Below are 24,104 nucleotides of genomic sequence, written 5' to 3' on the forward strand. Positions count from 1 at the left end.
ATTTTTTTACATCAATTACTCAAAAGTAAACGATATAAATGGTTGTGAATAAATAAGTTGGTATTTTTTTGATTCAGTTTATAGTTTAGCCTTGAATTTTTTTATAATCAAACTAAGCTCGTAAATTAATTCATTTGAGATTCCCATACTTAGTTGATTGGTATGAATAACTAGCTTTTTGGGTTGATTAATATCATCATAATGAATATTAATGAAATTAGATTTACCAATAGGAATTATTCCTGTTTCGGAATCATATTTTACATTGAATATTTTTTCAATATCAATTTGATGATCGCGAACATAATGACCAACTGCTACTATGACAATAGGAAAGTTTTGATAAAATTCATGGGTTAAAAATTCCTGTCTTTGAGTTAGACTGAGTTGTCTATCATATTTGTCTACATCTTTACTGTATTTGGCGGATGCTTCACTTAACTCAGTCAGAAATGCCTTCTCATGAAAATTAATATATTCACTTTTAACATGATTAAAAAAAACTGCATCAATTAATTTTTGATAGTAAAACCAGGTAGAGTTTGTACCTCCATTTCCGATACCTGATTTAGTTGTTTTTTCAATTTTATTTAGTTGACCCTTGTAAGGATACAAAGGGTTATAGTTTTGGTTTAAATATAAAGGAGACCAATTTTGTATGTCATTTTGCGTTGTATGATCCTTACTATTCTGAATCCATTGAAGGTTATTGTTTTTAATATCTCGGTTATAAACATCTGTATTTGTGCTTTGATCAATAGCTGCTTCTTTTCCTATAAATAAGATAGTACTGTTGGGGTTTCCTTTGCCGATGTAAAGATTGGAAGGATTATGCTCTGTTAGATCATTTAGGGTGATGTAATTCAAAATGTTATTTTTTATAGGTTAAGTCTAGTTGATTCGCTAATACTTCAATATCCTCTTTTCGTTTCAACGTTTCTACCCAATGTAAAGGAATACTATCATATCCATATAAAATCCCAGCTAAAGCGCCTGTTATAGCAGCATTAGTATCTGTGTCTTTCCCTAATGAGATTGCTTTTAAAATAGCCTCTTCATAACTTGTTGTTGTGAGCAAGGTATGTAAAGCAATTTCTAAGCTTCCTACTACAAAACCACTCGGATTAAATATACTAGGATCTAGTAATAGAAACTCATCTGAAAAAATGCGTTTAAACACATCATTATTATCATATTTCAAGGTTAATTCTTCTTTTAACCTTACAAAAGCGATTAAGGCATCTTTAGAATAATAGAGGTGCTTTGCATACATCAAATAAATAAAACAGCTGTCAACTGATATCGGATGAGCATGAGTCAAGCTACTAAAATTACTAATGTATTGGTAAGGATTACTTATAGTATCATCAAATAACAAGGGTAGGAGTAAAGGAGCTATGCGCATTAATGAACCGTTGCCGTTATCGCGTTCGGTATTTAGACCAGCTGTTCTCCAATTATAGTCATTTCTAAAGTTTTCAATGGCCAATAGTGTTGTTCTTCCAACGTCAAAGGTATGACCGTCTGCGGTCCAATAGCCATTTTTTAACCAATCTTTGAAGCGATCCATCAGGTCGTTTAAATCTGTTTCTCCAGCTGCTAAATACTCTGCTGTACAAAAAGTAAGGGAGGAATCATCACTAAAGGTACCAACGGGTTTATTCCAAGAACCAAAAGGAGCAAAGCGATTGGGAATATCTTGGTAATTGGATTGTACCGAAGTCATATTGATTTCTGTGGGATTTTTAAATTCTACAGGAACTCCTAGTGCATCGGCTACCGCGACTCCAAATAAAAGATCAGAAGCTAAATTTGACATAAATAGATTGGTGATTAGGTTGTCTTTCAAAAATAGATTATATAATTGGTAACCCAAACTTGAAAGAAAAGATTCTTTAGAAAAACGGATAAAAAATGATTAGTGTTATATAGAATTTTTTAAACTCCGTGTATTTCTCTAGTTCTTCAACAGATAGAATCTCTTTGTTATTAGAGATAACTAGTTGCTCCAGATCATCAAGTTTTTCAAGTATAAATTTGATAATCTACATAATCGTTTGTTTTAGAAGTAAGAGCAAACTATAACAATACAAAATAAAAAAGGTAAACGCTGTGTTTACCTTTTCTTTGTTTCTAGTATCGAATTTATATAGGAACTCCTACTACCATCCCAATAACAACGGATACAGCGATTTGCTTCAAATAGATGGTCACAGTCGGGATATCCGTACAAGACATGAGTACAAGCAGGGCATAGCCCCTCCATAGCTGAAGTATGTACATAGTATGCGCTGTCGCATTCGTCACAGTGTTTGATCGGTTGAGATGGAATCATTTTGTCACTCATTCTCCCTTTTATTTAATAGGTTTTCATTCACTTTTGCTCGAAAGGCTGCTTCCGATAGCTGTAAATCAGCAGACTTAAATAGCTCATAATGCCTTAGGTTGTTGTCTTGCGCGATTTCATACGCATAGGATATTTTTCTCATATCTTCCAGCGAATCACACAGGTTTTTACGCCTTACTGTTTTAGTAATACCAAATTTTTTATCCGTTAGATGAATGCCTTTTTTGGTTATTTTGAAGGTAATACTATCTTTTTTGTGGATGTCGCTTAAGGGAATGGATACATTTCGCAATTGAGCATAGGATCTGGAATACCAGTGATTAAATAGTTCGTACTTCAAGGTGTCATTTTGAACCGTTATTGTGATATCGTAATGACCAGGTAAAAATTTGGGGCCTTTACGAGAGGTAAAAACGTGTTCTTGAGCATGTAGCGTAAATGTACCAAGTAGGGTTAGAAGTAAAATGTATTGTTTCATTGGTGAGGTGAAGGTTAAAGTAATCAAGTTTGTCAGGTATAAATTGAACAGCGCTCGCTAGGATTTAGGAGAACTATAGGGATCATTTACAGCGATAATTTTCTCTACTACATCTCGAAATGTCAGTATAGATCCAGTCTCTAATGCAACTCGAGGGGAGACTAAATTAAAAAAGGATTTATTGAGATGCGATGTTGAAGCATAATCGAATACCTCAAAAACCTTATTCCCTCGCGCTAGGATTCCTATTTGTTCAATCATTTCAGAAAAATGATCATTGAGATAGGGAGCAATAAGCGTTGAGGGTTTTAGATTATCAACTTGGACACCTCTTCGCGCTAAATACTTTTTTAGCGTGACAAATACTGCCGCACTTAAACAAGAATTTCCAAGTAATCGAACGGGAGTAACGGTTGGAAAAGAACAATGGTTGGCAATCAATTCGCATACCTCTCGCAAGGTCCTTTTTCGGGCAGGTGTAAGGACCGATTTCCACTGTTCTTCTGATAGGCTGAGGTTAAATTCGGCATTCAAAAAATGAGAAAGAGGCCTCCAGCGCATGAGGTCTCTGGCACATCTCCAATCACTGACTGTTGTATTAAAGTTTAGTATAATAGTTACATCGGCTTCGAAGTCTAAAGGACTACAAATACGATGTTCCTCTATAAAAATGTTTAAGATATCTAGCGCATTCAATGGTTGAGGTAGAATATTCATGACTACAATAAAGATTATAGGCTAAGATAATCAACATTGCGGTCTTATGGGGAGTACAAAAAAAAATCATATGTTAAAATAAACATAACCCTTCTGTTGGTTAGGTTGAATTTAATTATGTTTATTTCCTTGTTAAGTGAAATAAATATAAAACAAATTAAATAATTAACTATGAAGATGAAATATCTCGGGGCTTTTCTTTTACTAACGACCCTTTGTTTTGGACAAAATTTGAAAACTCCATACGAAACCTTTATCCCTGAAAAGGACAACTATTCTTTTACCACGATCAATTTTAATGTACCTGCCTTTGATTATAGACAAAAAGTGGACAGTGTGACTTTTGAAGGAAGTTTAATCCTTCCCAAAGATGGTTTTGATAAAGTTGTGATTATTAAACCAGGAACGGGTTATAATACGCGTAATACCCATAGTCCTTTAGCTGAAGCGTTACTGGATAATCATATCGCTGTTTTTCGATATGATGAACGCAATATAGGAAATTCTAAAGGAGAAGGAGGCGATATGTCCTACACGGCTACGATGATGGGAGCAGAGTTGACTTGTGCGTTTAACACTTTAAAAAAACACCCAGACTTACAAGATAAAAAAATGGGGATTATTGGTCATAGTTTAGGGGGCATAGCAGTTATACAAGCCTTAGAACACGAGATTACCCCAGACTTTTTAGTGCTTTTCGCTGCTCCCGTTGTTACAGGTAAACAACTATTCCTTTATCAATTACAACACAGTGAAAATATATTTAATGATTACTTTCTCTATGATACCCAAGAAGAAAAAGAAAAAATATATTCGGATTTAGTCGATTTTTGCATCGCTAATCAAGACCCAAAAAACGCTTGGAAATTGTATAAGAAAGAGATGAAGAGACTCGGTTATACAAAGAAAAGATATGCTTCTCGTTTTCCTTTTTTAACCGCTCGTTTAGAAGGTGATTTAGTGTTAAAAGACCGTATTGATTTATTGAAGAACACCAACATCCCCGTTTTTTATATGATTGGTTCGGAGGATGTGATTGTTGATCCCGTAGCGAATATCAATCGCTTAAATAGCCTTGCGAATCCCGCGATATCTGCGACTGTCGTAGAAGGTGAAAACCACTTTTTTTCGGATGAAGAAAGCAAGCCTTATGACATTCACCAACAACCGAAACAACAAATTGTAGATTGGATTAAGAAGCAATAGGATGTCAATTTTTTTGCGATTTAACTCATTAATAATCAGCTTATTTTTTTACTTATGATCAAAACTATTGCTGCATTTTTACTTGCTGTCGTTACCTTGTTTTCCAGCTGTCAAGAAGCAACTATTGAAAAACAAATAGCATCCTATATGATTCCATTTGAGCAAGTGGGTCAAACTTCATTTGAAGAAATCGCCAATCGCATCGGAGATAGTGATATTGTAATCTTAGGAGAGGCGGGGCATGGTGATGGTAAAACCTATGAAGTGAAAGCGGAGCTTGTTCAGTATTTAATGAAGGAAAAAGGATTTAATACCTTAGCTCTAGAAGGCGAGGGGTTTATTGATTTGGAATTAAAAAACAATCTGTACACGGATCTTTTTCCCTCTGCTGATGTAAGTAAATGGAAACCACATTGGGGAGATATTGTGCAGACTAAGGGACTGGTATTAGATATTTTACACAACGATAACTTCAATTGGAAATACATAGGGCTTGAAGGATATAATCGAAATATTTCCGTACATGATTTTCTTTATACAGCATTAGAAAAAATAGGTGTTGATGTAAGTATTCAGAATCAGTTTAAAGAAACGTATGAAAAAATGAATCAGTTTAAAGAAGAGATTACTGTCGAAGAAATTGATTTTATCTTACAAACCATATCATCTATTATTGAAAATATAAAGGATGAATCTAAAAATGGATTTATTAAACAAGCGTTAGTCAATATTAAAGGAGGCATAGAAGATTACAAGTACCTTGATGTTTTAGGTGGATATGAAGGTGAAAATAACTATGTTAACATTCGCGATAAAAGGATGGCCGAAAATGTAATTTGGCATAAAAAAAATAATCCTGATGTGAAAATTATTGTTTGGATTGCAAATTTTCACGGAGCCAAACAAGTACAAAATGTAAGGTATAGAGAAAATGATTCAGAGTTATATCAAAGTTTTAAGCTATTTGCAGAATATTTAGTTGATGCGTTTCATCATAAAGTCTACAGTATCGCCTTTATATCCTCTTCAGGAGAGGTAAAAGATATTCATGTAAATAGTACGCTTGGTCAAATCTATACCCCTGAGAATGCATTAGAATATTATTTACATCAGGGTAATACTTCCTTTGGTTACCTCGATTTTAATGAAATAAAAAAGAAAGAACCTAAACTCAAACAAACAACGTTTAATAGTATGCTACTTGGTTATGACAATAAACCTGGTAGATGGTTGGATGTATTTGATGGCATTTTTTACATTAAAAAGAATGAACCCTTAAAAATGGCTGAATATCAAATCTGGTAGTTATAAATATCTGGTTTATAGATTATTGTGTGTAAATTTTATCAACTCTATGAGGGGCGATACAGAACGGTAAACACTAGAAATATAGAATAAAAATCAAAGTTTTAATTTATACTGATGCGAAACATAACTATTGTGAGTATTATCATACTCGTATTATTTTGCTATCCTTCATTTGCTCAAATAAAAGGAATAGATCAATATGAAAATCAGATTCATACCGCTCGTACTTTCAAGATAGAACAGAAATATAATGAGGCTATAAAAGAGTATGAACTTGGAATTAGTGCACTAGATAAACATAATACTTCGACTCCTTTTTTTGAGGTTGCTGCCTGTGCTTTGCAGATACAAAAAGAGGATTTAGCCGCCCATTATATTAGAGAAGGAATAAGAAAAGGGGGAGCCCCTTTATTCTATTTGAATGCCTATGAAGGTTTTACGCAAGCGTTTAAACAAACGGGACTATGGAAGGAAATAATAAAAAGTTATCCTCAACTTAGAAAAGAGTATTTTGCTTTTTACGTAGCGGATATGGATCTATACTTACTTCTTGAACAGATGATTGTAGAAGATCAGTTAATTCGAACGATGAGTAACACTGAAACAGTGGTAAATGACGAAAAATTAAGTGCTTTTTTTGCAAGTGAGATGTTGCGTATAGATGATAAAAATATTCAAAAATTAATGAAAATAACAAAGGATCATGGCTGGCAACATGAAGCTTGGATTTTGTTATGGCATCAAAGGGGAACATACAAAGAGAAAAATGAAGTATGGGAGTTTTTTATCCCCCTTATAGACAAAGAAATTGCAGAAGGGAAGATTGAAAAAAGCTTTTGGTGTATTTTTGAGGACAGTAAAGCACTCAGAGAAAATAATCATACCCTTTATGGTATGTTACCTGGAAAAGTGGATAACAGGGTGAATGAAAGAAGAGAATTAGTTAATCTTCCTCCTTTATCGCAACAAGAGATTGATCAAGCCAATAAGGATGAAATTACATTCTTTTAAGTGTTTCTTGTAAAGAAACGATTGAGGCTTTGCTATAGCTAACAGAAAGAAATGATTTGTGTGAATTAAGGACTGCAATATGTTGAAAGAAATACTAGTTTAAATAGTGAAAATCTTGCATACAAATTTAAAACAACGTAGAGTTAAATAACAAGATAAAGACAAAAGCCAAGGGTGCTACAACGTATCGCTTGGCTTTAATCTGTTTATGTTTTAGTCAAAATCGGTTTTACTTCTGTAAGCTCCTTTGCCTAAGTACTCAATTCTATCTCGGTGACGTTCATAAATTTTGAAACTCTTCCAAAAACTGAATCAAGGGCATCAGCTGTTGCAGTCTGAAACATCAGATTAAAAGCCAAGCGGTTAACGCAGTGTTGTTACTCAATACGAGGGTACTATTTATTGAGGAACAACACACTATTTGAATCTATACTATAAATCAACGTCGACTGTTAGCCATCTACGGCCGTAATTTCAACTAACATATCGTTCTCTTTTGCAACAATTAGCAATGCAATATTTTAGAAACGCGATTAATTTTCAAAATAGTTCTCCATAGTAAATCTTCAAAATCATATTCTGATTTTAACGCCATTAATTTTGGCATCTGATTATCTTTTGGCGTATCAACACGATGTTTTCTTAAATTTCGAAGTAACATCCTTTGACTTTTAATGCTTCGTATTTTTGTTGGTCGAAGCTGTATATTTTGGCTTCTCTTGCACGTCGGTTTTGTTGTGTTGCGCTGTGATCAACCAAAACATCTAAACTCAATATTTTCTTTCTGAAATTACCACGATCAATAGGTCGTTCTAAAATAGTTTCATACAATTTATGCAAATCGGGTAATGTAAAACGGGGAGGCAATAACTCAAAACCAATCGGTTCATACCTTATTTTTCCTTTCAAGCGTTGCAGTGCTAGTTCTAAAATACGATTGTGATCAAATGCTAGATCTTTGGCTTCAGCTAAACTAAACCACTGCACTGATTCAATGCCCACACCAGCTACTGGTTGATAATTAGTCGATTGTACCAAGGCATAATACGCAACGCTAATTACCCGAAAACGAGGATCACGATCCAAATCTGAAAAAGTATATAACTGCTCTAAAAAAATATCTGATAAACCTGCTTCTTCGTACAATTTTCTACGTGCACATTGCTCTGCTGTTTCTGTTTCGCCAATAAAACCTCCACAAAAAGCCATTTTGCCCAAATAAGGATCAATTGCACGCTTGGTGAGTAACACTTTCAACTCGTTGGCATCAAAACCAAAAATAACGCAATCAACAGTTACAGCAGGTCTGGCATAATCATAACAAAATTGTTCTTTTACTTGTTTCATTTCTTATAGTATTACTTCTGTTGAATTTTTAATTTGGATACCGTATTCTGCTTTTAGCATTTCAAATGCTTCTTGAGTTGACTCCTCATACCCAACAATGGGAGACATACAATCTGCTAAAATAGTAATGCGCTTGTTTACATCGGCATCAGCTCCAAAATAAGTTACAATCTGCTGTGTAGAAGCCAATACACAATGACTTGAAGCTTGCCCTGCGATGTAAATTTCATCATATAAGGCTATTGTATCTACTATTTCTTGATTAATATATCCCAATTTGTCATACTCCGCTTTGATGATACCATACATTTCAGTGTATGGATTTTGTCCTTTGTAAATCAACTTTGGTGAGGTTTGTCTAGCTGCTGCATGAAAATACACCATCTTGGTAAATTCGCTTTCAAGCTTTGCTCCATCAGTTCCTTCCAAACAGTGATACGGCCAAATACACAATTGTTTTTGTCCATTTAGTTCTAGGTTTTTTAAATATTCTAAACTAGTTTGTAATTCTCCGTTTGTAGGCAACCAAATACCATCCACCACATCTTGATATGTGATTATGGTAAAAGGCGCTGGATGTTTTTGATCGCTGTTAATCCACCAGTCAGCATGAAAAATTTGCATGATCGAATGACAATCTAAGCTACACATTATTTGTGTAAGTGATGTTAAATTGGCGTATATCCATTGGGTTAATCGAGCTACATCTTGTCTTGAACCTCCAACAGCCAAACTTCCGATATCTTCCATAAAATCATTCTGAATGTCAATGGCTAAAAGCAATACGCGCTTAGTATCGTTCTGGGCGGGCGTTATTTGTTCTGCTTGTGCTAAGCTAATAATCTGAGGAATATTTTCACAACTAGTTGCAGCTGCAATGTGCTCCACTTTTATTATTTCTTGATATGTTGTTTTCATATTATATCGATTTGATGCTGTTATGCTGTAAAAATTGGAAGGGAGTCAAATTTGTGTTTAGATTGTGCCATTCGTTGTTCTATAATTTTATCGATAGCTGTATCGCCTGAAGTTCCATTTAAGATAAAAGCATCGATTTGTGCATAAGTCATTCCTAATTCATCCTCATCTGTCTGTCCTTCCCACAATCCTGCAGAGGGCTTTTTAGTTATAATTGCTTCTGGTACGCCTAAAAATTCTGCAAGAATATAAACTTCTTGTTTGGTTAGCATAGCCAGCGGATTTAAATCACATGCACCATCTCCCCATTTTGTAAAATAACCCACAGTACGCTCAGACATATTACCTGTTCCGATAACAAAACGACTGCTCAATTGTGCTAATTCATACAAATAGGTCATGCGCACACGTGGACGAATATTAGCTCTACTCAAGGTTATATTTGCCTCTGTTGCCAAGTTTAGTGCTTGTTTAGATGTAATGGTCAACATATCTACTGCAGGCTGAATATCATATGTTTCATGCGAAAAACCAAATTTTTCAATCAGTTCCATTGCATGTGCATTGCTTTTAGTTTGCTTCATATCTATACCGTAAGGCAACATCACCAGGTGTATATCGATATTTGCCTGGTGACACAAACAAGCTACTACACTACAATCGATTCCTCCACTCATGCCTAATACAACTCCTTTTCTATGATTGGCTTTAACTAATTCTGCTATCCATGCACTTATTTTGTCGGCGTAATACTTTACATTTTGACGATCTATTACAAATGATTTACTTTGATTCGGTTTCATAAATTCGGTTTGATTCGGTTAATACTCGAGCTCTTATTTCTTCAAAATTATGGGTATATACAAATTCTCCATCGATGTAAAAATCGCGTAGCAAATCTTGGTCTTTTAGTTCCTTTGCGCGTTCTGGATTTAAATCATCGATCAATTTGTATTCATTCTCCTCAAAAACAACGGCTACCATTCCTCTTTGTGATTTTTTGAAGTTACCTGTATCTGTTGCAGGGCGTTTTTGAATCGCTTTGAAGCGACCATCAATAATCTCTGCAGTTCCCTTTAAGGCAAAACCAAACGTATCGCGCGTTACATATTGATAGGTGTATGATCCGATTCCTAAAATAGCATTGGTTGTTGCAAACCCTTTTTCCATTAATCCATTGCAAATACTAGTTGCGCGATCTACTGTAATCGAATCTCCATAAACAACACCAATATGAGGATCTAATTCGATAAAGCCTTTTTCGTTCACAACCCCGCCAAAAATCTCATACAAACGCTGTACTATTCCCTTTGTGACTGTAGGAGATGTTGCTTCTTTATCCCCACATAAAATTAAAGTTGGATCACCACTATCTGGACGAATAATTACTTTGCCATCGCGTTGTAAAATAAGCTCTTTTAGTTGTGGTAATACATGATCAACTACATTCCAAAGGTCATACGTATCTGATACAATCGAAATATTACCACTTGGATAAACTGTCGTAATTAAATGTTTGAAGGCTTCTACTTCTTGTTCTCCGTAAGAACACATAACGCTGTGTTCTGTTGAAGGAGTGTAACTCATTACATTTTTAGTTGCTCCGTAATACGCTTTTAAATATTCGCGTACCGAAAGTGTAGCCGATCCGGAGAAACTCAATAAATGTCCCCCTGCACTGCGTTGTGCTGCTTCTGGAGATCCCATACCACGCATTGAGAAATCACCACATTGGTTGATTACCTTCATAGGATCGCTCGTGCGTTTTGCATACGACATTAATAGTCGTTTGTATTGATCTGCAATAGTAGCTGACGTCATTGGCAGCCAGATGTAAGATGAAAGTTGCGTTTCTAAATAGCCAGGCAACCAGAAAAATTCGGGATGTGTATTTTCAATGGTAAACATAGGTACACCTATTGGCACCATTGTACCTTCTGGCAGTGCTTTTATTTTGATGGGTAAATACCCCAAATTATGCAAAGCTGCAATATGTTCACTTGAATGTGTTTGGGCAAAGTTTGGATTTGTTCCTGCAAATACTTCGGCAATTGCTTCTTCATATTCTGCTACAACTTGTGCTAGTGGTTGACCAAAAAAATACGTAGCAAAAGCATGCGTCATTTCGGCTAAAGCACCTTGTAATCCATAAAAAACAACGTGTTTAACTCCTGCAATACGAGACATTCTAGGTGTCCATGTTTCATACACCCAACTTGTTAAAGCAGGATACTGATCTTTATGACATAGTTTGTATCCGTCTGTCCAAAGAATGGGATTTTTACTTACTGGTTTAAACATAGCTTTCTGGATTAATGTTAATGTATTGTATTCTGGGATGTTCTGTATTCATCATAGAAGTACTTGTAAATACTTTTTCTACAAGGCTAGTTTCGTCTAATAAATTGCCCGTTAGTACGCGAGATTCACAATGTGTTACCAACAAGTATATTTCACTTGCACCCATTTCTTTTAAGATTGCGCCAGCTTTTAAGAAAGTACCACCTGCAGAGCACAAATCATCTACAATGATACAACGCGCACCTTGTGGAATAGTTCCTTTTTTGAGTACCATGTTTTCAATGCGCCCTGTTTGTGGATTACGCGTTTTATCAAAAACACAACAATTGTCGTAACCTGCATTTTCATAACGCAAGGCTGCTCCTTTATCAGGAAAAACAATGCGATCGTTGGTTGTAAAATGAAGTTCATTCATCACAGTTGGCAACCAAGAAAGTGCAGGGTAAATGGCGATGCTATTTTCTAACAATTCCATTGTTGTTGATGAATGTGGTTCTACAACATATACGTTTTTAAAATTCAAACTATTGACGAATTCACAAATGTATTTTAAGGTAAATAAATCTCCTTCAATTTTTCGATCCATACGACTATACGGCATATAATTGATCCAAAGTGTGCACGGTACATTATCTTGATCTAATCTCTTTTTGACAAAAAGTAACTGAATTAAATCTCCGTCGCAGGTATACGTAAATTCCAGCAAGTTGTTTGGTTGAATCAACGCATCAAAATCTTTTACTTTCGTTTCCTTATTTGGAAACTCTTGCGTTGTTATCGATTGATTGTTTAGTATAATCATAATGATTTCGTTTAAAATGAAACACTGAGTACTTATTACTCAACAAATATACTACATTAAATTTATCAACCTCTATTTATTGAGTAAATTTTACTCAATAAAACAAAAATAAAGGGATTACATATCGATACAATAAATAAGATCCTAGCATTCATAGGGGTTTATCCCCAATTTTTGTATTTTTGTACAACACTTTTTTCAAAGTAATTCAAAGGAAAATCAACTGATGAATTTTAACAGATTTATTAGAAGGAATGGGGGATTTTAGTAGCGAATTGGCGATTTTTTTACATGTCTTATTTTACTTCAAATTAATCATTTGGAGAATCTATGAAATCTTTGATTTTAAAATCATTCCATACTTTTTGATAAATATTAATCATATGTGTGATTATGACTCGAAAATGATAATCAATCATATTATAGGTAATCCTATCTTACAGTATTCTGATAAGTAAATGATTAGGATTAACTGGAAAAATATCTTTAATTATCAAAAAGTAATCATCTTTATATAAAAATCGTTCTTGTGGTATTTGGGTAAAATCTTTCATTTAAAATAAAGGCTCAAATTCAACTTTAGGTTTCCATTTTTGGATAGGTAAACTAACAGTTAAGTTATATCGTTTTTGCAAAAAAAGCTCATCTTGAAGCTGGTGTTTTCCCTATTTGATTTACAATGGTCTCTCCAAGAAGATATTTACTTGCTATGTAAAACTCGTTCCGTTTGTAGAGTCTATCTATTAAGTTTACAAGATTTATAAAATTTGATAAGAAATAAGTATTATACCTTATGTCTTATATAATATGCTTAAATAAAAAAGCCCCAATTAAGGGGCTTTTTTATTCTAGTCTTGAATGCTTGAAAAACCTAGATTTTTTTTGTTTTTTAAACGTAATTTTTTGATAAAAAAAGAATAAAAATTAGCTTTTATTTGAAAATAAATTAATTTTTATTCTTTTTTTATTATATTTGATATGGTTAACCATTATTTTTAATAATTTAAAATCAGAAACTATGAAGAATTTTATTATGTTATTTTTATTGGTATTTGGAGTAAATACCGCAGTCCAAGCTCAGACCAGAGCGCAATTTAAAGATGTAAGAAGCGGAGAGGTTCTTGAATATCAATTTGAACGCTCAATAAGCAAAGATGCTGTTAAAGCTATTTTAGAAGAAGGCCAAAGAATTTCACCTTCTTCTTCAAATTACGGAGGTTCTTTTACTTTATATGTTGGAATCTATGATAGAAATAGAGGGGTGTGGGATATTTATGAAGGAGAATATCATTATCCTAGACATTTCACTTTTAGAGATATTATTCAAGATCTTATAAATCGTTATTTTTAAATAAAAATATATTTATATAAACAGGAAAGCCCCTTAATTGGGGCTTTTTTTTGTTACTAGAACAGTATATTTTGAATTTAGTGAAATAGCCTTTTTATTGAGTGAGTGGTATATTAAGTTAAAAATAGATATCATATATTTCATCTACTAATAAATTTAATTAAATGTTTTTATATCTATAGTTGATAATAATTTAACTAAATAAATCCAAAGATATTTTTTATACAGTATAGATATATTGAATTAAAAAAAAATATTGCTTTTTGCTTAAAAAGCAAAGGATTTGTATTTATATAATTTAAATTAACAATAAATAATTAAATTTTAATATAATTTGTTTTAATATGATTTTTTTATTTATATTAGCATTATAATACGTGGGCCTAGGGAGCTTAAATCGTATAAAAAATTGCGTCCAGCTGTCTTAATTATTTAAGGCAGCTTTTTGTGAATTCTATATTTTTAGTAATATCGTATTTTATAATTACTGTTGTGTAAGGAGCTATATATCTTACATCTTATTGTTAATGACTGTCTTAATTTTAGACAGTCATTTTACACTGCTTAATCAATAATAAAAAACAATGGAAGTAAACTTTAGAGATAAAAGCCAACTTAATTCAGTAATGAATATTATGCTTCATACTATATTGATGTATATTTTAGAGCATAATATAGGTTCTGTTTCAGAGATGACAAAAGATATCCAGGATTCATATAATTTTTTAAAAGATAACAGAACGAATGAATTACAACATATAGACATTGTTGACAGGAGAATGAAAAAGATTAATAAGAAGAAAGTATTAGAATAATCTTTATTACAGATTTCTATGAAACACGAAATTAGCCAAGAAGAGTTGGATATGATAATGGAAACATTAATGTTTGATTTGATTTATCATATAGTTGAATTTGAGTTGACATCTATTGATCAATTTTCTGAAGAAAAAAAGAAAGTATATGAGTTCTTGAAAAGTAATGGAACAAAATTTAGTAAAGGATATTACCCTCATGTAAAAGTAGACGTGGAAATAAATAAGAGTTATTAAGCAAAATATGTATATATGAATAAATCAATGGTATTACGGCTTGCAAGAATATTAGAATAAAAAATGATATGATTGGTTTTGGAAAAATTTTTGATAAAACTCACAGCGAAAAAATCTCAAAGAAAATATCTAAAATCACAAACAGAAAATTAAAAAAAAATGGTAACCTGCATAAGGAGGTTCTTAATAGATAAGCCGCTCAATTGAGTTCTTATTTGTTTCTATTAGCGCCATGTATTCACTGAGCTTAAATTTGAGCCTAGTAATATTTTACTTTTTGAATCAATATAAGTGCTTGATTTATATAGACTATCCAAATTTGGATAGTCTATTTTTGTTTACTGATCTCACATTTGAGAATGGTTAATTTTTCTCTAACTGTCACTAAGTAATACTATAAGTAATACTTGATATTTATTACTGCTTTGAAGGCTAAAACATAATTATCCTTAAGCAAATCGAACTTTTTTTTACACTTTGAAATAGAGTAAAATAATTCGACAAGCTATATAGAGAATACTTCTTTTACAAAGAAGCTGTATTATCAACTAGAACTTACCCATCAAAAAGAAGGAGTATTATTCAAGTCACTCTCAATTGATAAGTCAGAGGATCAACACAAGGCAGAACAAGCGTTCAAACGCATTGAGAAACAAAGCGAATCTATCATTACAAAAGTAGAAATAAAGACTGTTAAAGAAGATTCTCAACTACTTTTTGATTTAACCTCACTTCAAAAAAGAGCCTATGAGCTCTTTGGATGGCTCTAAGCTTGTATGAAAAGAAGTTTATTACCTATCCGCAGACATCGAGTAAGTATGTTCCTGGGGATTTATGGCGGGAGATTCCCAGTTTATTAAAAGTACTTTCTGATGATAGTAGGTATAATAACCTGCTTTTAAAATTAAAGCTTGCAAGGTTTAATAGAAGATAGTGAATGATGTGAAGGTTACCAATCATCATGGGCTATTAACCACAAATAGACTTAGCGCTATAAAAGAAAGTATTTATCATTTGATTGCACAACGCGTATGGGAATCAGTATTTGATTCTTGTATAAAAAAGCAAACAAAGGTTGCCTTAGATATTTATGATTGTGAATTTAGTTTTAAATTCACTTGAATTTGGTTATTCGTTGTATTTGTTTTTATTAACTTTTGTAATGATAGATAATTAATATTTTGCTATAACTTTCTTATTTATAAAACAATAAAAGAATAACATGAAAAAATCCTTATAAGATAATATTCTAATACGGATTTTTTTACTTTCTAGAAAAGAGAAAAAAGTAAATATATAGCATTGAGATAATATTTCACTTATGATAAATTAGACTACTTAATTTTACTTTTAACTTTTTTTCCTTGAAAAGCAACTTTTCGCTGTACTAAAGAAGTGACATATACTGTAAAAAAAGGAAACATAGTAATGCCAGAAATAGCTGTTATAACAGATAATATTTTACCAACTGGAGTAATTGCAATAATGTTAGAGCCAGTAGTAGTAGCTCCCATAGCCGCCCACCAAAGAGCATCAAAATATGAATTTACATCTGGATTGATTTCATGTTCAAAAACATAAAAAATAAGACTATAAAAATATATTAATGACATTAAAATTAGTATATAAGAGAAAAACAAACCCGAAATTTTCTTTCTACTTAACATGATAATGACAAAACCAAGTGCATATCCTCCTCTAATTAAGGGAATGAATCGAAAGAAATATTTCATTTCAGAGGAGAAACTAATATCAAATGCTTCGAATAAATTGAGATAAGGAATAGATATTAGAATAAAAATTATATTATTCCAAAAGAATTTTGATTTCTTCTTTGATAGAATAAATTCAATGAATAGACTTAGTAAAAAATAAATACAAATCCACAATTGAATTTTCATATAAGTATCCCCAGTTAAATAAGAAATATTACTAAAGGTATCAATAGAAATACTTACTCCTAATACAATTAGCATAAAGGCTGAAATTATATGTAATGTCTTAATAATTTGTAGCTTGACTTTTTCTTTTGATATAGCCTCTGACATATTTTAAGTAGTTTGTTAAAAGGTACAATGATAATATTATCTATCCTTAATTTAGTACAAAAAATGATAATATAAAATTATATAGTTAATTAAAAGAGCAAAATTTGATTCAATAAATATTTTCTTTTTGCCAATTAATGAGATTATCAATTAGGTTTAAAAAACTGTTTTATTGTCCAGATCAATTTATTTATTGTAATTCAAATAAATTAATCTATCTTTGTCAAGAATTTATAAACGGGCTTCTGCCTTCTGCCTTATCTGAAAATAGTCAAAAACATTTTTTCTTTCTCAGTTTTTGCTTTCAGTTGTCTTAATTACAATTACTTTCGTAAAAAAGTACATTTTATTTGTTGCTAAATATATAATGTTAGTAACTTTTTGTAAAAGTTAAAAATTATTAATACATTTTTTAAATGGATTTTGATTATACTAATTTTTATAACAACTAAAATAAAAGTAATAAGAGGTTTTAAATTTAATTTTCTTTAAATATTAGATGGTCTTATAATTTAACTACCTATTTTTTTCAGATAAGAAGCTTTGTTTTTTATAATCTAACTACTCCAGATTATTTAAAACTATATATAGGAGTTAAATAAATACTGGTAATTCCAGTCAAACCAAGATGAGTTTTAAAAAATTAAATATAATTCAACCCATACTAGAGGCAATTAATAAAGTGGGATATCAGACGCCTACAGCTATACAAGAGCAAACAATTCCGCATATATTACAAGGGAGAGATTTAATTGGGTGTGCACAAACAGGAACTGGTAAAACAGCTTCATTTGCAATACCTATTTTACAGCTTTTACATCAAAAAAGCAGTTCGAAAAAAGTAATCCGTTCTCTTATTTTAACTCCAACAAGAGAATTAGCTATTCAGATTAATGAGAATTTTAAAATCTATGGTGAGTTTCTAAGATTAAGACATTTAGCTGTTTTTGGAGGGGTGCCACAAAAAAAGCAAGTAGCTCAAGTAAATCGTGGCGTTGATATATTAATTGCTACTCCAGGACGTTTGTTGGATTTGTTAAATCAACATTGTTTAGATTTTAGTCATGTTGAGATTGTAGTACTTGATGAGGCGGACCGCATGCTTGATATGGGGTTTGTAAAGGATGTAAAAAAAATACTTACAAAGATACCTTCTAAACGACAAACGTTGTTTTTCTCGGCTACTATGCCGATCGAAATAAAAAAATTGGCTTTACAAATTGTGAAAAATCCAATAGAGATTACAGTTACTCCTATTTCTTCTACAGCCAGAACAATTAAGCAATCCATCTACTTTGTCGAAAAAGAAGAAAAGTTGAACTTACTTTTTACTATTCTAAAGGATAAGTCAATAAAGCGTTCTTTAGTGTTTGCAAGGACTAAACACGGTGCAGATAAATTAGTGAAAAAGCTAGCGAGTATGGGGATTTATACAGCTGCCATTCACGGTAATAAATCACAAAATGCAAGATTAAAAGCATTAAATGATTTTAAAAATAATCGCATTAGAGTGCTTATAGCAACGGATATTGCTGCAAGAGGTATTGATATAGCTGAACTACCTCATGTATTAAATTATGAATTACCTAATGAACCTGAGAGTTATGTTCATAGAATTGGTAGAACAGGGCGTGCAGGTGTTCAAGGGACCGCAGTTTCTTTTTGTGATGAAGATCAGTTAAAGGATCTTAAGAAAATTGAAAAACTCATTGGATTCACTATTCCGGTAATGTCGAGTTAAATTCATCTTTGTAATTAAATAAATATAAATGTAATCTTATACTTAAAAGATAAGTATAAAAGTGAATATAAATCAATTAAAATAAAAACCTATATGCAAGAAGGTAAAGTAAAATTTTTTAATGAATCCAAAGGTTTTGGATTTATTGCACAAACAAACGGAAGTGGAGATATTTTTGTACATACAACAGGACTACTAGATAATATTTGTGAAAATGATGATGTTGTTTTTGATCTACAACATAGTCAAAAAGGGTTAATAGCGGTGAATGTTAAAAGAAAATAATCTATCGGTATATAATAAGGAAGTATAAAAGACTTCTAAAAAACCTCGCTTTAAAGGCGGGGTTTTTAAGTTTAGATTTTAAAAAATAGACTTAGTTAGTATCAGTAAAATATTTTACATACAAATTTATTTCAATTTTGTTGATTACTATTTAGCCCTAGTTCATTTTTATTTTCTTTTTTATCCATTAGGGGTAATTGATAATTATCTTCAATGCATTTGTCTATTATACTGTTAGACGTCAAATTCATTTTTCTTATAAAAAAATGATTATTAGATTTTATTTTTTTTAGAATTACTTCAACTGGTTCGCTTTTTGAAAATAATATTCTTTGGTCATGATTAATTATTATGCGTTTGTAATCAGAGTTTAATAAGATAGTGGCAAAGAATGAATTAGATGGCAATAATGAATTTGTATATAATTCTATATAATGATCAACTAGTTTACTGTAAGAGAGAAAAGCACATGAATCTCGTGTTAGTATTAACCATGTATTACCCATATACGGTATGATTGTATTTTCACTAAAACTAGCGTCTTTTAATGCAATTAAGCCACTATAGTTATGTTTATTACTATTATAAGTATCTAGATTATACTTGCTTTTATCATAATAGATAAAATAATTATGCTCTTTATTATTACTTAAGTATTCACAAATTCTATATTGAGATTTTAAGGGGTAATGGTCATCAGTTAAATTGATATAATAGTCCCATTTAGCGCTGACATTTAATAAATATTGCATCGCATTTAATTGAATTTTGTATTTATTATAACTATCTGTTTGTAGATAGAAACTATCTAATATGTATACATTTGATAAATGCACAACGTAGGTTTGAATCATGTTTTTTACCTCTAAAGAGCAAGTATGATCGATATAAATAAGATATAATTGATCTTTGTTGTATAATTTTTTAAACATAGTCAAAAAATAATCTGGACTATATTTTATAGTAATAAAATAAGCTACTGTAATTAATTTATTAACTGTATTATTTTTAGTTTCAAATTTCAATTGGGGGTGATTTTGATCTTGGTTAGTAGCCATAAGTTATATCGGATATTATTTTCAATAATTCAGTTTAGAATTGTATTATTTACACAAGATGTAAAATCTTAATTATAAATAACATACGCAATATAGTGATTAAATTTAGGTGGTTTTTATTGTAAAAAAAATTAAGTGATAGAATTTGGAAAATAGCTTTATTATATAAACATTACTTTTTATTATATAAACCTAAGGAGTTTATAAACGCTACATTTACTAAATAGCAATTAAGCTATAATAAAATTCTTTATTATGAATAATAATCAAAGATTAGAAGTAGTTAAAATTTCAAATTGGGATGAATCGTCAAAAAAGTTAAAAGAGCAATTTTCGCAATTGACAGACGTTGATTTGAAGTATGAGGTAGGAAGGGAGAATGATTTATTAAATCGTCTTGAGAAGAAAATGAATAAAAAACGCTCAGAAGTGATTGATTTAATCAATAAATATGAAAAACAGAGTAAAGTGTAATTATTTTGTTATAAAACGCTTTAATATAACTGTAAGTGCACTTTAGGGTGCACTTTATTTCTTAAAATCTGGATGTCTGGATTAAAATTTAGTTTGTTCAAACTACATTGACCTACATCTAATTGTAGATTTTACTACAATTGAAATAAGGATGTTGTAATATAACTGGTTTGCTTAATCAATTAAAAAGTGAGACCTAATTCGATAGTCTATAAAAAGGGTATTTTAATATATAAAAAGTTTTTTTCTTTAAGCAGCTTATTGATAGTATGTTTTAATGTGTGAAAAATATAATTTATATCAATTGTTGTATAATGCTTTTTAGACAAGTAAAACAGACCTTTAGGTTATGTAAATGTAGTTATTGAAGGTAAATAATATGGATATAAAAACTCAAAGCGATCAAAAGATTTTGGAGCAAAAGATACTGAATCACAATTTAGCAATCAATCATTTAGAATTAGCTATAAAGTATCATTTTGATGCATCTAGGTATTTTGAAAATGGCGATATTGATAAAGCTATTGAGTGCAATGCAAAAGCACAAGATAGCACGAATAAGGCGGTGGAATACAGTTCAAAAATTGGCCACAAACATTTATCGAAATAGAATAATAATTTCATGATTGGGTTTAATGAATGTTGAATAAAAATCGGGGTAAGAAAACAGACGTTGGTATTGAATGCCCAAAAGTAATTTTTTTCGATATCCTTACCTTGGTTTTTATCAATATTTTTTTAAAGGAATCTCTGCTGTGAGATTTAACTAAACAGCGTTTTGCTAGAAGAGGAAGATCTATATAGATCTTCCTCTTTGTTTTTTAGGTTATATATCAATTCGCTTTTTTTGACTATTAACATCAGTTAATCAATTCTTTAGATTACCTTTAGATAAAAGTTCTTAAGTATGAAGATTTTCATAAAATACATGGTGAGTTTTCGCTGTAAGATGATAGTGAGGATGGAGCTGGATAAACTCGGAATCATTTATGGTAGTGTAGATCTTGGTGAAGTAGAATTAAAACAAGAACTTACCAATGAAGAGTTTACGCAATTAAAAATGGCTTTACTTCAAACAGGATTAGAACTTATGGAGAGTAAACGAGCTATTTTGATTGAGAAAATTAAAAAAGTAGTAATTGAAATGGTGTATGGTGATATAGAGGTTTTAAAAATAAAAAAATCTGATTACATAAGTAAACAGCTAAATTATGACTATACTTATCTGGCTAACATATTTTCTGAATCTACAGGTACTACAATAGAACAATTTGGTATTGTTCACAAGATTGAACGAGTAAAAGAACTTTTGATTTATGATGAATTAAATTTATCTGAGATTTCCTATAAGCTTAACTATAGTAGTGTAGCACATTTATCTGCTCAATTTAAAAAAGTCACGGGTTTGACCCCAACTTTTTTTAAAAAGCTCAAAGATAAGAAAAGGATAAATCGCGAAGATGTGTGAATGATATAATAGATAATGATTATTGTGTAATGCTTTTATAATCAGTAATTTCCATATTTGTGTTGTAGTAATTAAACTACAAAATAAAACACAAAACATATGGACAAGAAAGATGAAAAAAACAAAGCCTTAGCTAGTAGTTCACAAAATGAAATCAAGAATCATCGTGAAGCGGCTGGTCATTTAGAATCAGCTGTAAAATATCATTTAGATGCTGCTAAACATTATGAGGATGGATTGGTTGAAAAAGCTGTAGAATGTAATACTAAGGCACAAGCCTGTACAGAAAAAGCAATCAGTGAAACTGGCAAAAAGATGCGTACTAGACTTTAATTAGAAGTAAACAGAATATCAAATTTTAATACTATTAATTCTTAACCGAAATAAATAAAACTTAATTAATAATTTGTTACTTCTTTAAAACCACTTGATATTTGTTGTCGTCAGGTGGTTTTTTTATTATTAATAAAAATTAAATTCCAGCAAATATTATTGCTATGCCAAGGTTATAAATTCTCCGACAATCAAGAAGTTTTAATTTATAAAAGATAATAGAGATGAATGCATTAGTAGAAAATATGGATTTTAGTATTTATATCGAAGAATTTAAGAAGCGATTGAAATATCTGTTTCGAGAAAAATATAATTATAATGCTTTGGGACTTACCCGTGATTTTCCTGCTGAATTAGTGGATGAAATTATGGATCAAACCCCCTTGTCTGTAGCTATCCCTCAGAGGTATGGAGGCAGGGGAATGAAAGTAAAAGAATGCTTGCAAATTCTCTCAGCAGCCTCTTATGAATCTTTACCTCTTTCATTGATTTTTGGGATTAATATCGCTCTTTTTTTGGAACCTTTGGCTAAATATGGACAAGCTGCTGTTCAGCAAAGGGTTTTTAAAGAGTTTATAGAAAACAAAGCGATGGGTGGATTAATGATTACTGAAAAAGCTCACGGGAGTGACGCTTTGAATATGAAAACAGCTTTTGAGCAAAAGCAAAATATGTATCATATTAAAGGACAAAAACACTGGCAAGGATTAAGTGGTACAGCTGATTTTTGGATTGTAACGGCCAGAGAGACTAGACCAAATGGAGAATTAGCAAGAGATATTGATTTTTTTGTTTGTGAAAATAATAAAGAACATCAATATATTCCTATGACTCATCGATATAATAACTTGGGTTTGTATGCTATTGCTTATGGTATTAATGAAATTGATATAATTGTTCCTAAGGAGCAAAAATTACTCAATGAAACCACAGGAATTAAATTAATGCTTGATACGCTTCATCGCAGCAGGCTTCAATTCCCTGGTATGGGATTAGGTTTTATTAAAAGGCTTTTAGATGAGTCCTTAACACATTGCCAAGAAAGACAAGTAGGAGGTACGCCTTTGTTGACAATTGATTCAGTCAAAAATCAAATTGCAAAGATACAGGCCGCTTACACTTTGTGTTCTGGTATGTGTGTTTTTAGCGTTGATATAAGCGGAATTGACAAAAACTTGGCCTTAATGAGTATTGAGGCTAATGTACTGAAAGCTTTAGTTACAGATTTAATGCAAGAATCAGCCCAAATTAGTTTACAATTAGCTGGGGCTAATGGATATCGATTAGACCATATTGCTGGAAGATCCTTGGTTGATTGTAGACCTTTTCAAATTTTTGAAGGATCAAACGAAATGTTGTATACCCAAATTGCGGAGGGGATACTAAAATTGATGAGAAAAGCAAAAAAAACGAATCTATATGGTTTTTTAAAAGAGTATGAGCGCACGAGTTTGAGTGCTGAATATTTTGTGTCTCAATTAGATTTAAGTATTGATAGTACGTTAAAACAACGCAATTTAATACTTATAGGTAAAATGATAGCTCGAGTTATAAGCTTTCAATTCGTCTTGCAACTGGATGGTTTTAATACGCAACTTATAGAAATCACACGTCAAAGTCTTCTTTCAGATTTGGCTGCTTTTTATGGTCAATTTAATATACAAAATGATGTAAATCCCATTTTAGATTACGAGATGAATTCAGATTGGACTACGTTTTAACAAAAATGAGAACTCAAGCTTATATATTGAATAATTTACCACAAAATACGATAGAATAATTTAATATCGTTTGTAAGATTCAAATCTGAAGTATGATGAATTAAGTTTATTTGAGATTTTGTATAGATTTAATTGCTT

At 31.4% G+C, this 24,104-nt stretch carries 26 protein-coding genes; 14 read left to right on the forward strand and 12 right to left on the reverse strand.

The window, feature by feature from the left end; all coding sequences use genetic code 11:
• Positions 1-78: 78 nt before the first annotated feature.
• The 5 genes from ACUTSE_RS15485 to ACUTSE_RS15505 all read right to left on the reverse strand — a co-directional run bounded on the left by ACUTSE_RS15485 (position 79) and on the right by ACUTSE_RS15505 (position 3,542).
• Positions 79-867, reverse strand: coding sequence for a hypothetical protein (locus tag ACUTSE_RS15485; protein WP_445640891.1), 789 nt, complete (start codon positions 865-867; stop codon positions 79-81).
• Positions 868-871: 4 nt separating this feature from the next.
• Complete coding sequence (locus ACUTSE_RS15490; RefSeq protein WP_445640892.1) at positions 872-1,819, reverse strand: ADP-ribosylglycohydrolase family protein; 948 nt, start codon at positions 1,817-1,819, stop codon at positions 872-874.
• A 326-nt stretch (positions 1,820-2,145) separates the two neighbouring features.
• Positions 2,146-2,283 (reverse strand): hypothetical protein, encoded by a 138-nt coding sequence (locus ACUTSE_RS15495; RefSeq protein ID WP_445640893.1) that lies wholly within the window; start codon positions 2,281-2,283, stop codon positions 2,146-2,148.
• Positions 2,284-2,339: 56 nt separating this feature from the next.
• Positions 2,340-2,825, reverse strand: a complete 486-nt coding sequence (locus ACUTSE_RS15500) for a hypothetical protein (protein ID WP_002991609.1) — start codon at positions 2,823-2,825, stop codon at positions 2,340-2,342.
• A gap of 57 nt (positions 2,826-2,882) precedes the next feature.
• Positions 2,883-3,542, reverse strand: coding sequence for a hypothetical protein (locus ACUTSE_RS15505; protein WP_445640894.1), 660 nt, complete (start codon positions 3,540-3,542; stop codon positions 2,883-2,885).
• Between the two features lie 171 nt (positions 3,543-3,713).
• Here ACUTSE_RS15505 and ACUTSE_RS15510 point away from each other — a divergent pair, with 171 nt between their 5' ends.
• The 3 genes from ACUTSE_RS15510 to ACUTSE_RS15520 all read left to right on the forward strand — a co-directional run bounded on the left by ACUTSE_RS15510 (position 3,714) and on the right by ACUTSE_RS15520 (position 7,067).
• Positions 3,714-4,748, forward strand: coding sequence for an alpha/beta hydrolase family protein (locus ACUTSE_RS15510; RefSeq protein WP_445640895.1), 1,035 nt, complete (start codon positions 3,714-3,716; stop codon positions 4,746-4,748).
• 54 nt (positions 4,749-4,802) lie between these two features.
• Positions 4,803-6,053: an erythromycin esterase family protein gene (locus tag ACUTSE_RS15515; protein WP_445640896.1), complete on the forward strand. Its 1,251-nt coding sequence runs from the start codon at positions 4,803-4,805 to the stop codon at positions 6,051-6,053.
• Positions 6,054-6,170: 117 nt separating this feature from the next.
• Positions 6,171-7,067, forward strand: a complete 897-nt coding sequence (locus tag ACUTSE_RS15520; RefSeq protein ID WP_445640897.1) for a hypothetical protein — start codon at positions 6,171-6,173, stop codon at positions 7,065-7,067.
• A 642-nt stretch (positions 7,068-7,709) separates the two neighbouring features.
• Here ACUTSE_RS15520 and ACUTSE_RS15525 read toward each other — a convergent pair.
• Genes ACUTSE_RS15525 through ACUTSE_RS15545 form a run of 5 tightly spaced genes read right to left on the reverse strand, consistent with a single transcriptional unit; the run spans position 7,710 to position 12,435 of the window.
• Entirely contained in the window at positions 7,710-8,414 is a 705-nt protein-coding gene (locus ACUTSE_RS15525) for an NUDIX hydrolase (protein WP_445640898.1), read from the reverse strand.
• A 3-nt stretch (positions 8,415-8,417) separates the two neighbouring features.
• Complete coding sequence (locus ACUTSE_RS15530; protein ID WP_445640899.1) at positions 8,418-9,332, reverse strand: hypothetical protein; 915 nt, start codon at positions 9,330-9,332, stop codon at positions 8,418-8,420.
• Positions 9,333-9,352: 20 nt separating this feature from the next.
• On the reverse strand, positions 9,353-10,135 hold the full coding sequence (gene nadE, locus ACUTSE_RS15535; RefSeq protein WP_445640900.1) for an NAD(+) synthase: 783 nt from the start codon (positions 10,133-10,135) through the stop codon (positions 9,353-9,355).
• A complete protein-coding gene (locus ACUTSE_RS15540; RefSeq protein ID WP_445640901.1) occupies positions 10,116-11,633 on the reverse strand; it encodes a nicotinate phosphoribosyltransferase in 1,518 nt (505 codons plus the stop codon). Before ACUTSE_RS15540 ends, nadE begins: the two co-directional genes overlap by 20 nt.
• Complete coding sequence (locus ACUTSE_RS15545) at positions 11,626-12,435, reverse strand: phosphoribosyltransferase family protein (protein ID WP_445640902.1); 810 nt, start codon at positions 12,433-12,435, stop codon at positions 11,626-11,628. The genes ACUTSE_RS15540 and ACUTSE_RS15545 overlap by 8 nt, the downstream gene beginning before the upstream one ends.
• A gap of 1,018 nt (positions 12,436-13,453) precedes the next feature.
• Between ACUTSE_RS15545 and ACUTSE_RS15550 the strand changes: the two genes are divergently transcribed.
• The 4 genes from ACUTSE_RS15550 (at position 13,454) to ACUTSE_RS15565 (ending at position 15,608) form a co-directional block, all read left to right on the forward strand.
• The gene (locus ACUTSE_RS15550; RefSeq protein WP_002992048.1) at positions 13,454-13,786 is read left to right on the forward strand and encodes a hypothetical protein; all 333 of its coding nucleotides are present in this window, start codon (positions 13,454-13,456) and stop codon (positions 13,784-13,786) included.
• 584 nt (positions 13,787-14,370) lie between these two features.
• Positions 14,371-14,601: a hypothetical protein gene (locus tag ACUTSE_RS15555; protein WP_060875544.1), complete on the forward strand. Its 231-nt coding sequence runs from the start codon at positions 14,371-14,373 to the stop codon at positions 14,599-14,601.
• 18 nt (positions 14,602-14,619) lie between these two features.
• A complete protein-coding gene (locus ACUTSE_RS15560) occupies positions 14,620-14,838 on the forward strand; it encodes a hypothetical protein (protein ID WP_002992054.1) in 219 nt (72 codons plus the stop codon).
• A 536-nt stretch (positions 14,839-15,374) separates the two neighbouring features.
• Positions 15,375-15,608, forward strand: coding sequence for a DNA topoisomerase (locus ACUTSE_RS15565; protein WP_231738184.1), 234 nt, complete (start codon positions 15,375-15,377; stop codon positions 15,606-15,608).
• A gap of 564 nt (positions 15,609-16,172) precedes the next feature.
• Here ACUTSE_RS15565 and ACUTSE_RS15570 read toward each other — a convergent pair.
• Positions 16,173-16,886, reverse strand: coding sequence for an ion channel (locus ACUTSE_RS15570; RefSeq protein WP_445640903.1), 714 nt, complete (start codon positions 16,884-16,886; stop codon positions 16,173-16,175).
• Between the two features lie 628 nt (positions 16,887-17,514).
• Here ACUTSE_RS15570 and ACUTSE_RS15575 point away from each other — a divergent pair.
• Positions 17,515-18,627, forward strand: coding sequence for a DEAD/DEAH box helicase (locus tag ACUTSE_RS15575; RefSeq protein WP_445640904.1), 1,113 nt, complete (start codon positions 17,515-17,517; stop codon positions 18,625-18,627).
• Between the two features lie 93 nt (positions 18,628-18,720).
• Complete coding sequence (locus tag ACUTSE_RS15580) at positions 18,721-18,912, forward strand: cold-shock protein (RefSeq protein WP_002992085.1); 192 nt, start codon at positions 18,721-18,723, stop codon at positions 18,910-18,912.
• Positions 18,913-19,043: 131 nt separating this feature from the next.
• Here the strand turns inward: ACUTSE_RS15580 and ACUTSE_RS15585 are convergent, their stop codons facing one another.
• Positions 19,044-19,970: a beta-1,6-N-acetylglucosaminyltransferase gene (locus ACUTSE_RS15585; RefSeq protein ID WP_060875541.1), complete on the reverse strand. Its 927-nt coding sequence runs from the start codon at positions 19,968-19,970 to the stop codon at positions 19,044-19,046.
• 255 nt (positions 19,971-20,225) lie between these two features.
• On the opposite strand from ACUTSE_RS15585, the gene ACUTSE_RS15590 reads away from it, so the two are divergent.
• The 5 genes from ACUTSE_RS15590 to ACUTSE_RS15610 all read left to right on the forward strand — a co-directional run bounded on the left by ACUTSE_RS15590 (position 20,226) and on the right by ACUTSE_RS15610 (position 23,966).
• A complete protein-coding gene (locus ACUTSE_RS15590; RefSeq protein WP_002992087.1) occupies positions 20,226-20,444 on the forward strand; it encodes a hypothetical protein in 219 nt (72 codons plus the stop codon).
• A gap of 379 nt (positions 20,445-20,823) precedes the next feature.
• Positions 20,824-21,054 carry a hypothetical protein gene (locus tag ACUTSE_RS15595; RefSeq protein ID WP_060875540.1) on the forward strand — a complete coding sequence of 77 codons (231 nt, stop codon included), beginning with the start codon at positions 20,824-20,826 and terminating at the stop codon, positions 21,052-21,054.
• 297 nt (positions 21,055-21,351) lie between these two features.
• Positions 21,352-21,912, forward strand: coding sequence for a helix-turn-helix domain-containing protein (locus ACUTSE_RS15600; RefSeq protein ID WP_002992089.1), 561 nt, complete (start codon positions 21,352-21,354; stop codon positions 21,910-21,912).
• 99 nt (positions 21,913-22,011) lie between these two features.
• Positions 22,012-22,245, forward strand: a complete 234-nt coding sequence (locus tag ACUTSE_RS15605) for a hypothetical protein (RefSeq protein WP_002992090.1) — start codon at positions 22,012-22,014, stop codon at positions 22,243-22,245.
• A 224-nt stretch (positions 22,246-22,469) separates the two neighbouring features.
• A complete protein-coding gene (locus ACUTSE_RS15610) occupies positions 22,470-23,966 on the forward strand; it encodes an acyl-CoA dehydrogenase family protein (protein ID WP_445640905.1) in 1,497 nt (498 codons plus the stop codon).
• The last annotated feature ends 138 nt before the right edge of the window (positions 23,967-24,104 follow it).

The organism is Myroides sp. TSA_177.3 (assembly GCF_052691955.1).

Excerpts from the sequence above, each read along its gene's own strand:
- ACUTSE_RS15490 (WP_445640892.1), bottom strand. The coding sequence starts at position 1,819 with ATGTCAAATTTAGCTTCTGATCTTTTATTTGGAGTCGCGGTAGCCGAT.
- ACUTSE_RS15495 (WP_445640893.1), bottom strand. The coding sequence starts at position 2,283 with ATGTACATACTTCAGCTATGGAGGGGCTATGCCCTGCTTGTACTCATG.
- ACUTSE_RS15500 (WP_002991609.1), bottom strand. The coding sequence starts at position 2,825 with ATGAAACAATACATTTTACTTCTAACCCTACTTGGTACATTTACGCTA.
- ACUTSE_RS15505 (WP_445640894.1), bottom strand. The coding sequence starts at position 3,542 with ATGAATATTCTACCTCAACCATTGAATGCGCTAGATATCTTAAACATT.
- ACUTSE_RS15510 (WP_445640895.1), top strand. The coding sequence starts at position 3,714 with ATGAAGATGAAATATCTCGGGGCTTTTCTTTTACTAACGACCCTTTGT.
- ACUTSE_RS15515 (WP_445640896.1), top strand. The coding sequence starts at position 4,803 with ATGATCAAAACTATTGCTGCATTTTTACTTGCTGTCGTTACCTTGTTT.
- ACUTSE_RS15520 (WP_445640897.1), top strand. The coding sequence starts at position 6,171 with ATGCGAAACATAACTATTGTGAGTATTATCATACTCGTATTATTTTGC.
- ACUTSE_RS15525 (WP_445640898.1), bottom strand. The coding sequence starts at position 8,414 with ATGAAACAAGTAAAAGAACAATTTTGTTATGATTATGCCAGACCTGCT.
- ACUTSE_RS15530 (WP_445640899.1), bottom strand. The coding sequence starts at position 9,332 with ATGAAAACAACATATCAAGAAATAATAAAAGTGGAGCACATTGCAGCT.
- nadE (WP_445640900.1), bottom strand. The coding sequence starts at position 10,135 with ATGAAACCGAATCAAAGTAAATCATTTGTAATAGATCGTCAAAATGTA.
- ACUTSE_RS15540 (WP_445640901.1), bottom strand. The coding sequence starts at position 11,633 with ATGTTTAAACCAGTAAGTAAAAATCCCATTCTTTGGACAGACGGATAC.
- ACUTSE_RS15545 (WP_445640902.1), bottom strand. The coding sequence starts at position 12,435 with ATGATTATACTAAACAATCAATCGATAACAACGCAAGAGTTTCCAAAT.
- ACUTSE_RS15550 (WP_002992048.1), top strand. The coding sequence starts at position 13,454 with ATGAAGAATTTTATTATGTTATTTTTATTGGTATTTGGAGTAAATACC.
- ACUTSE_RS15555 (WP_060875544.1), top strand. The coding sequence starts at position 14,371 with ATGGAAGTAAACTTTAGAGATAAAAGCCAACTTAATTCAGTAATGAAT.
- ACUTSE_RS15560 (WP_002992054.1), top strand. The coding sequence starts at position 14,620 with ATGAAACACGAAATTAGCCAAGAAGAGTTGGATATGATAATGGAAACA.
- ACUTSE_RS15570 (WP_445640903.1), bottom strand. The coding sequence starts at position 16,886 with ATGTCAGAGGCTATATCAAAAGAAAAAGTCAAGCTACAAATTATTAAG.
- ACUTSE_RS15575 (WP_445640904.1), top strand. The coding sequence starts at position 17,515 with ATGAGTTTTAAAAAATTAAATATAATTCAACCCATACTAGAGGCAATT.
- ACUTSE_RS15580 (WP_002992085.1), top strand. The coding sequence starts at position 18,721 with ATGCAAGAAGGTAAAGTAAAATTTTTTAATGAATCCAAAGGTTTTGGA.
- ACUTSE_RS15585 (WP_060875541.1), bottom strand. The coding sequence starts at position 19,970 with ATGGCTACTAACCAAGATCAAAATCACCCCCAATTGAAATTTGAAACT.
- ACUTSE_RS15590 (WP_002992087.1), top strand. The coding sequence starts at position 20,226 with ATGAATAATAATCAAAGATTAGAAGTAGTTAAAATTTCAAATTGGGAT.
- ACUTSE_RS15595 (WP_060875540.1), top strand. The coding sequence starts at position 20,824 with ATGGATATAAAAACTCAAAGCGATCAAAAGATTTTGGAGCAAAAGATA.
- ACUTSE_RS15600 (WP_002992089.1), top strand. The coding sequence starts at position 21,352 with ATGAAGATTTTCATAAAATACATGGTGAGTTTTCGCTGTAAGATGATA.
- ACUTSE_RS15605 (WP_002992090.1), top strand. The coding sequence starts at position 22,012 with ATGGACAAGAAAGATGAAAAAAACAAAGCCTTAGCTAGTAGTTCACAA.
- ACUTSE_RS15610 (WP_445640905.1), top strand. The coding sequence starts at position 22,470 with ATGAATGCATTAGTAGAAAATATGGATTTTAGTATTTATATCGAAGAA.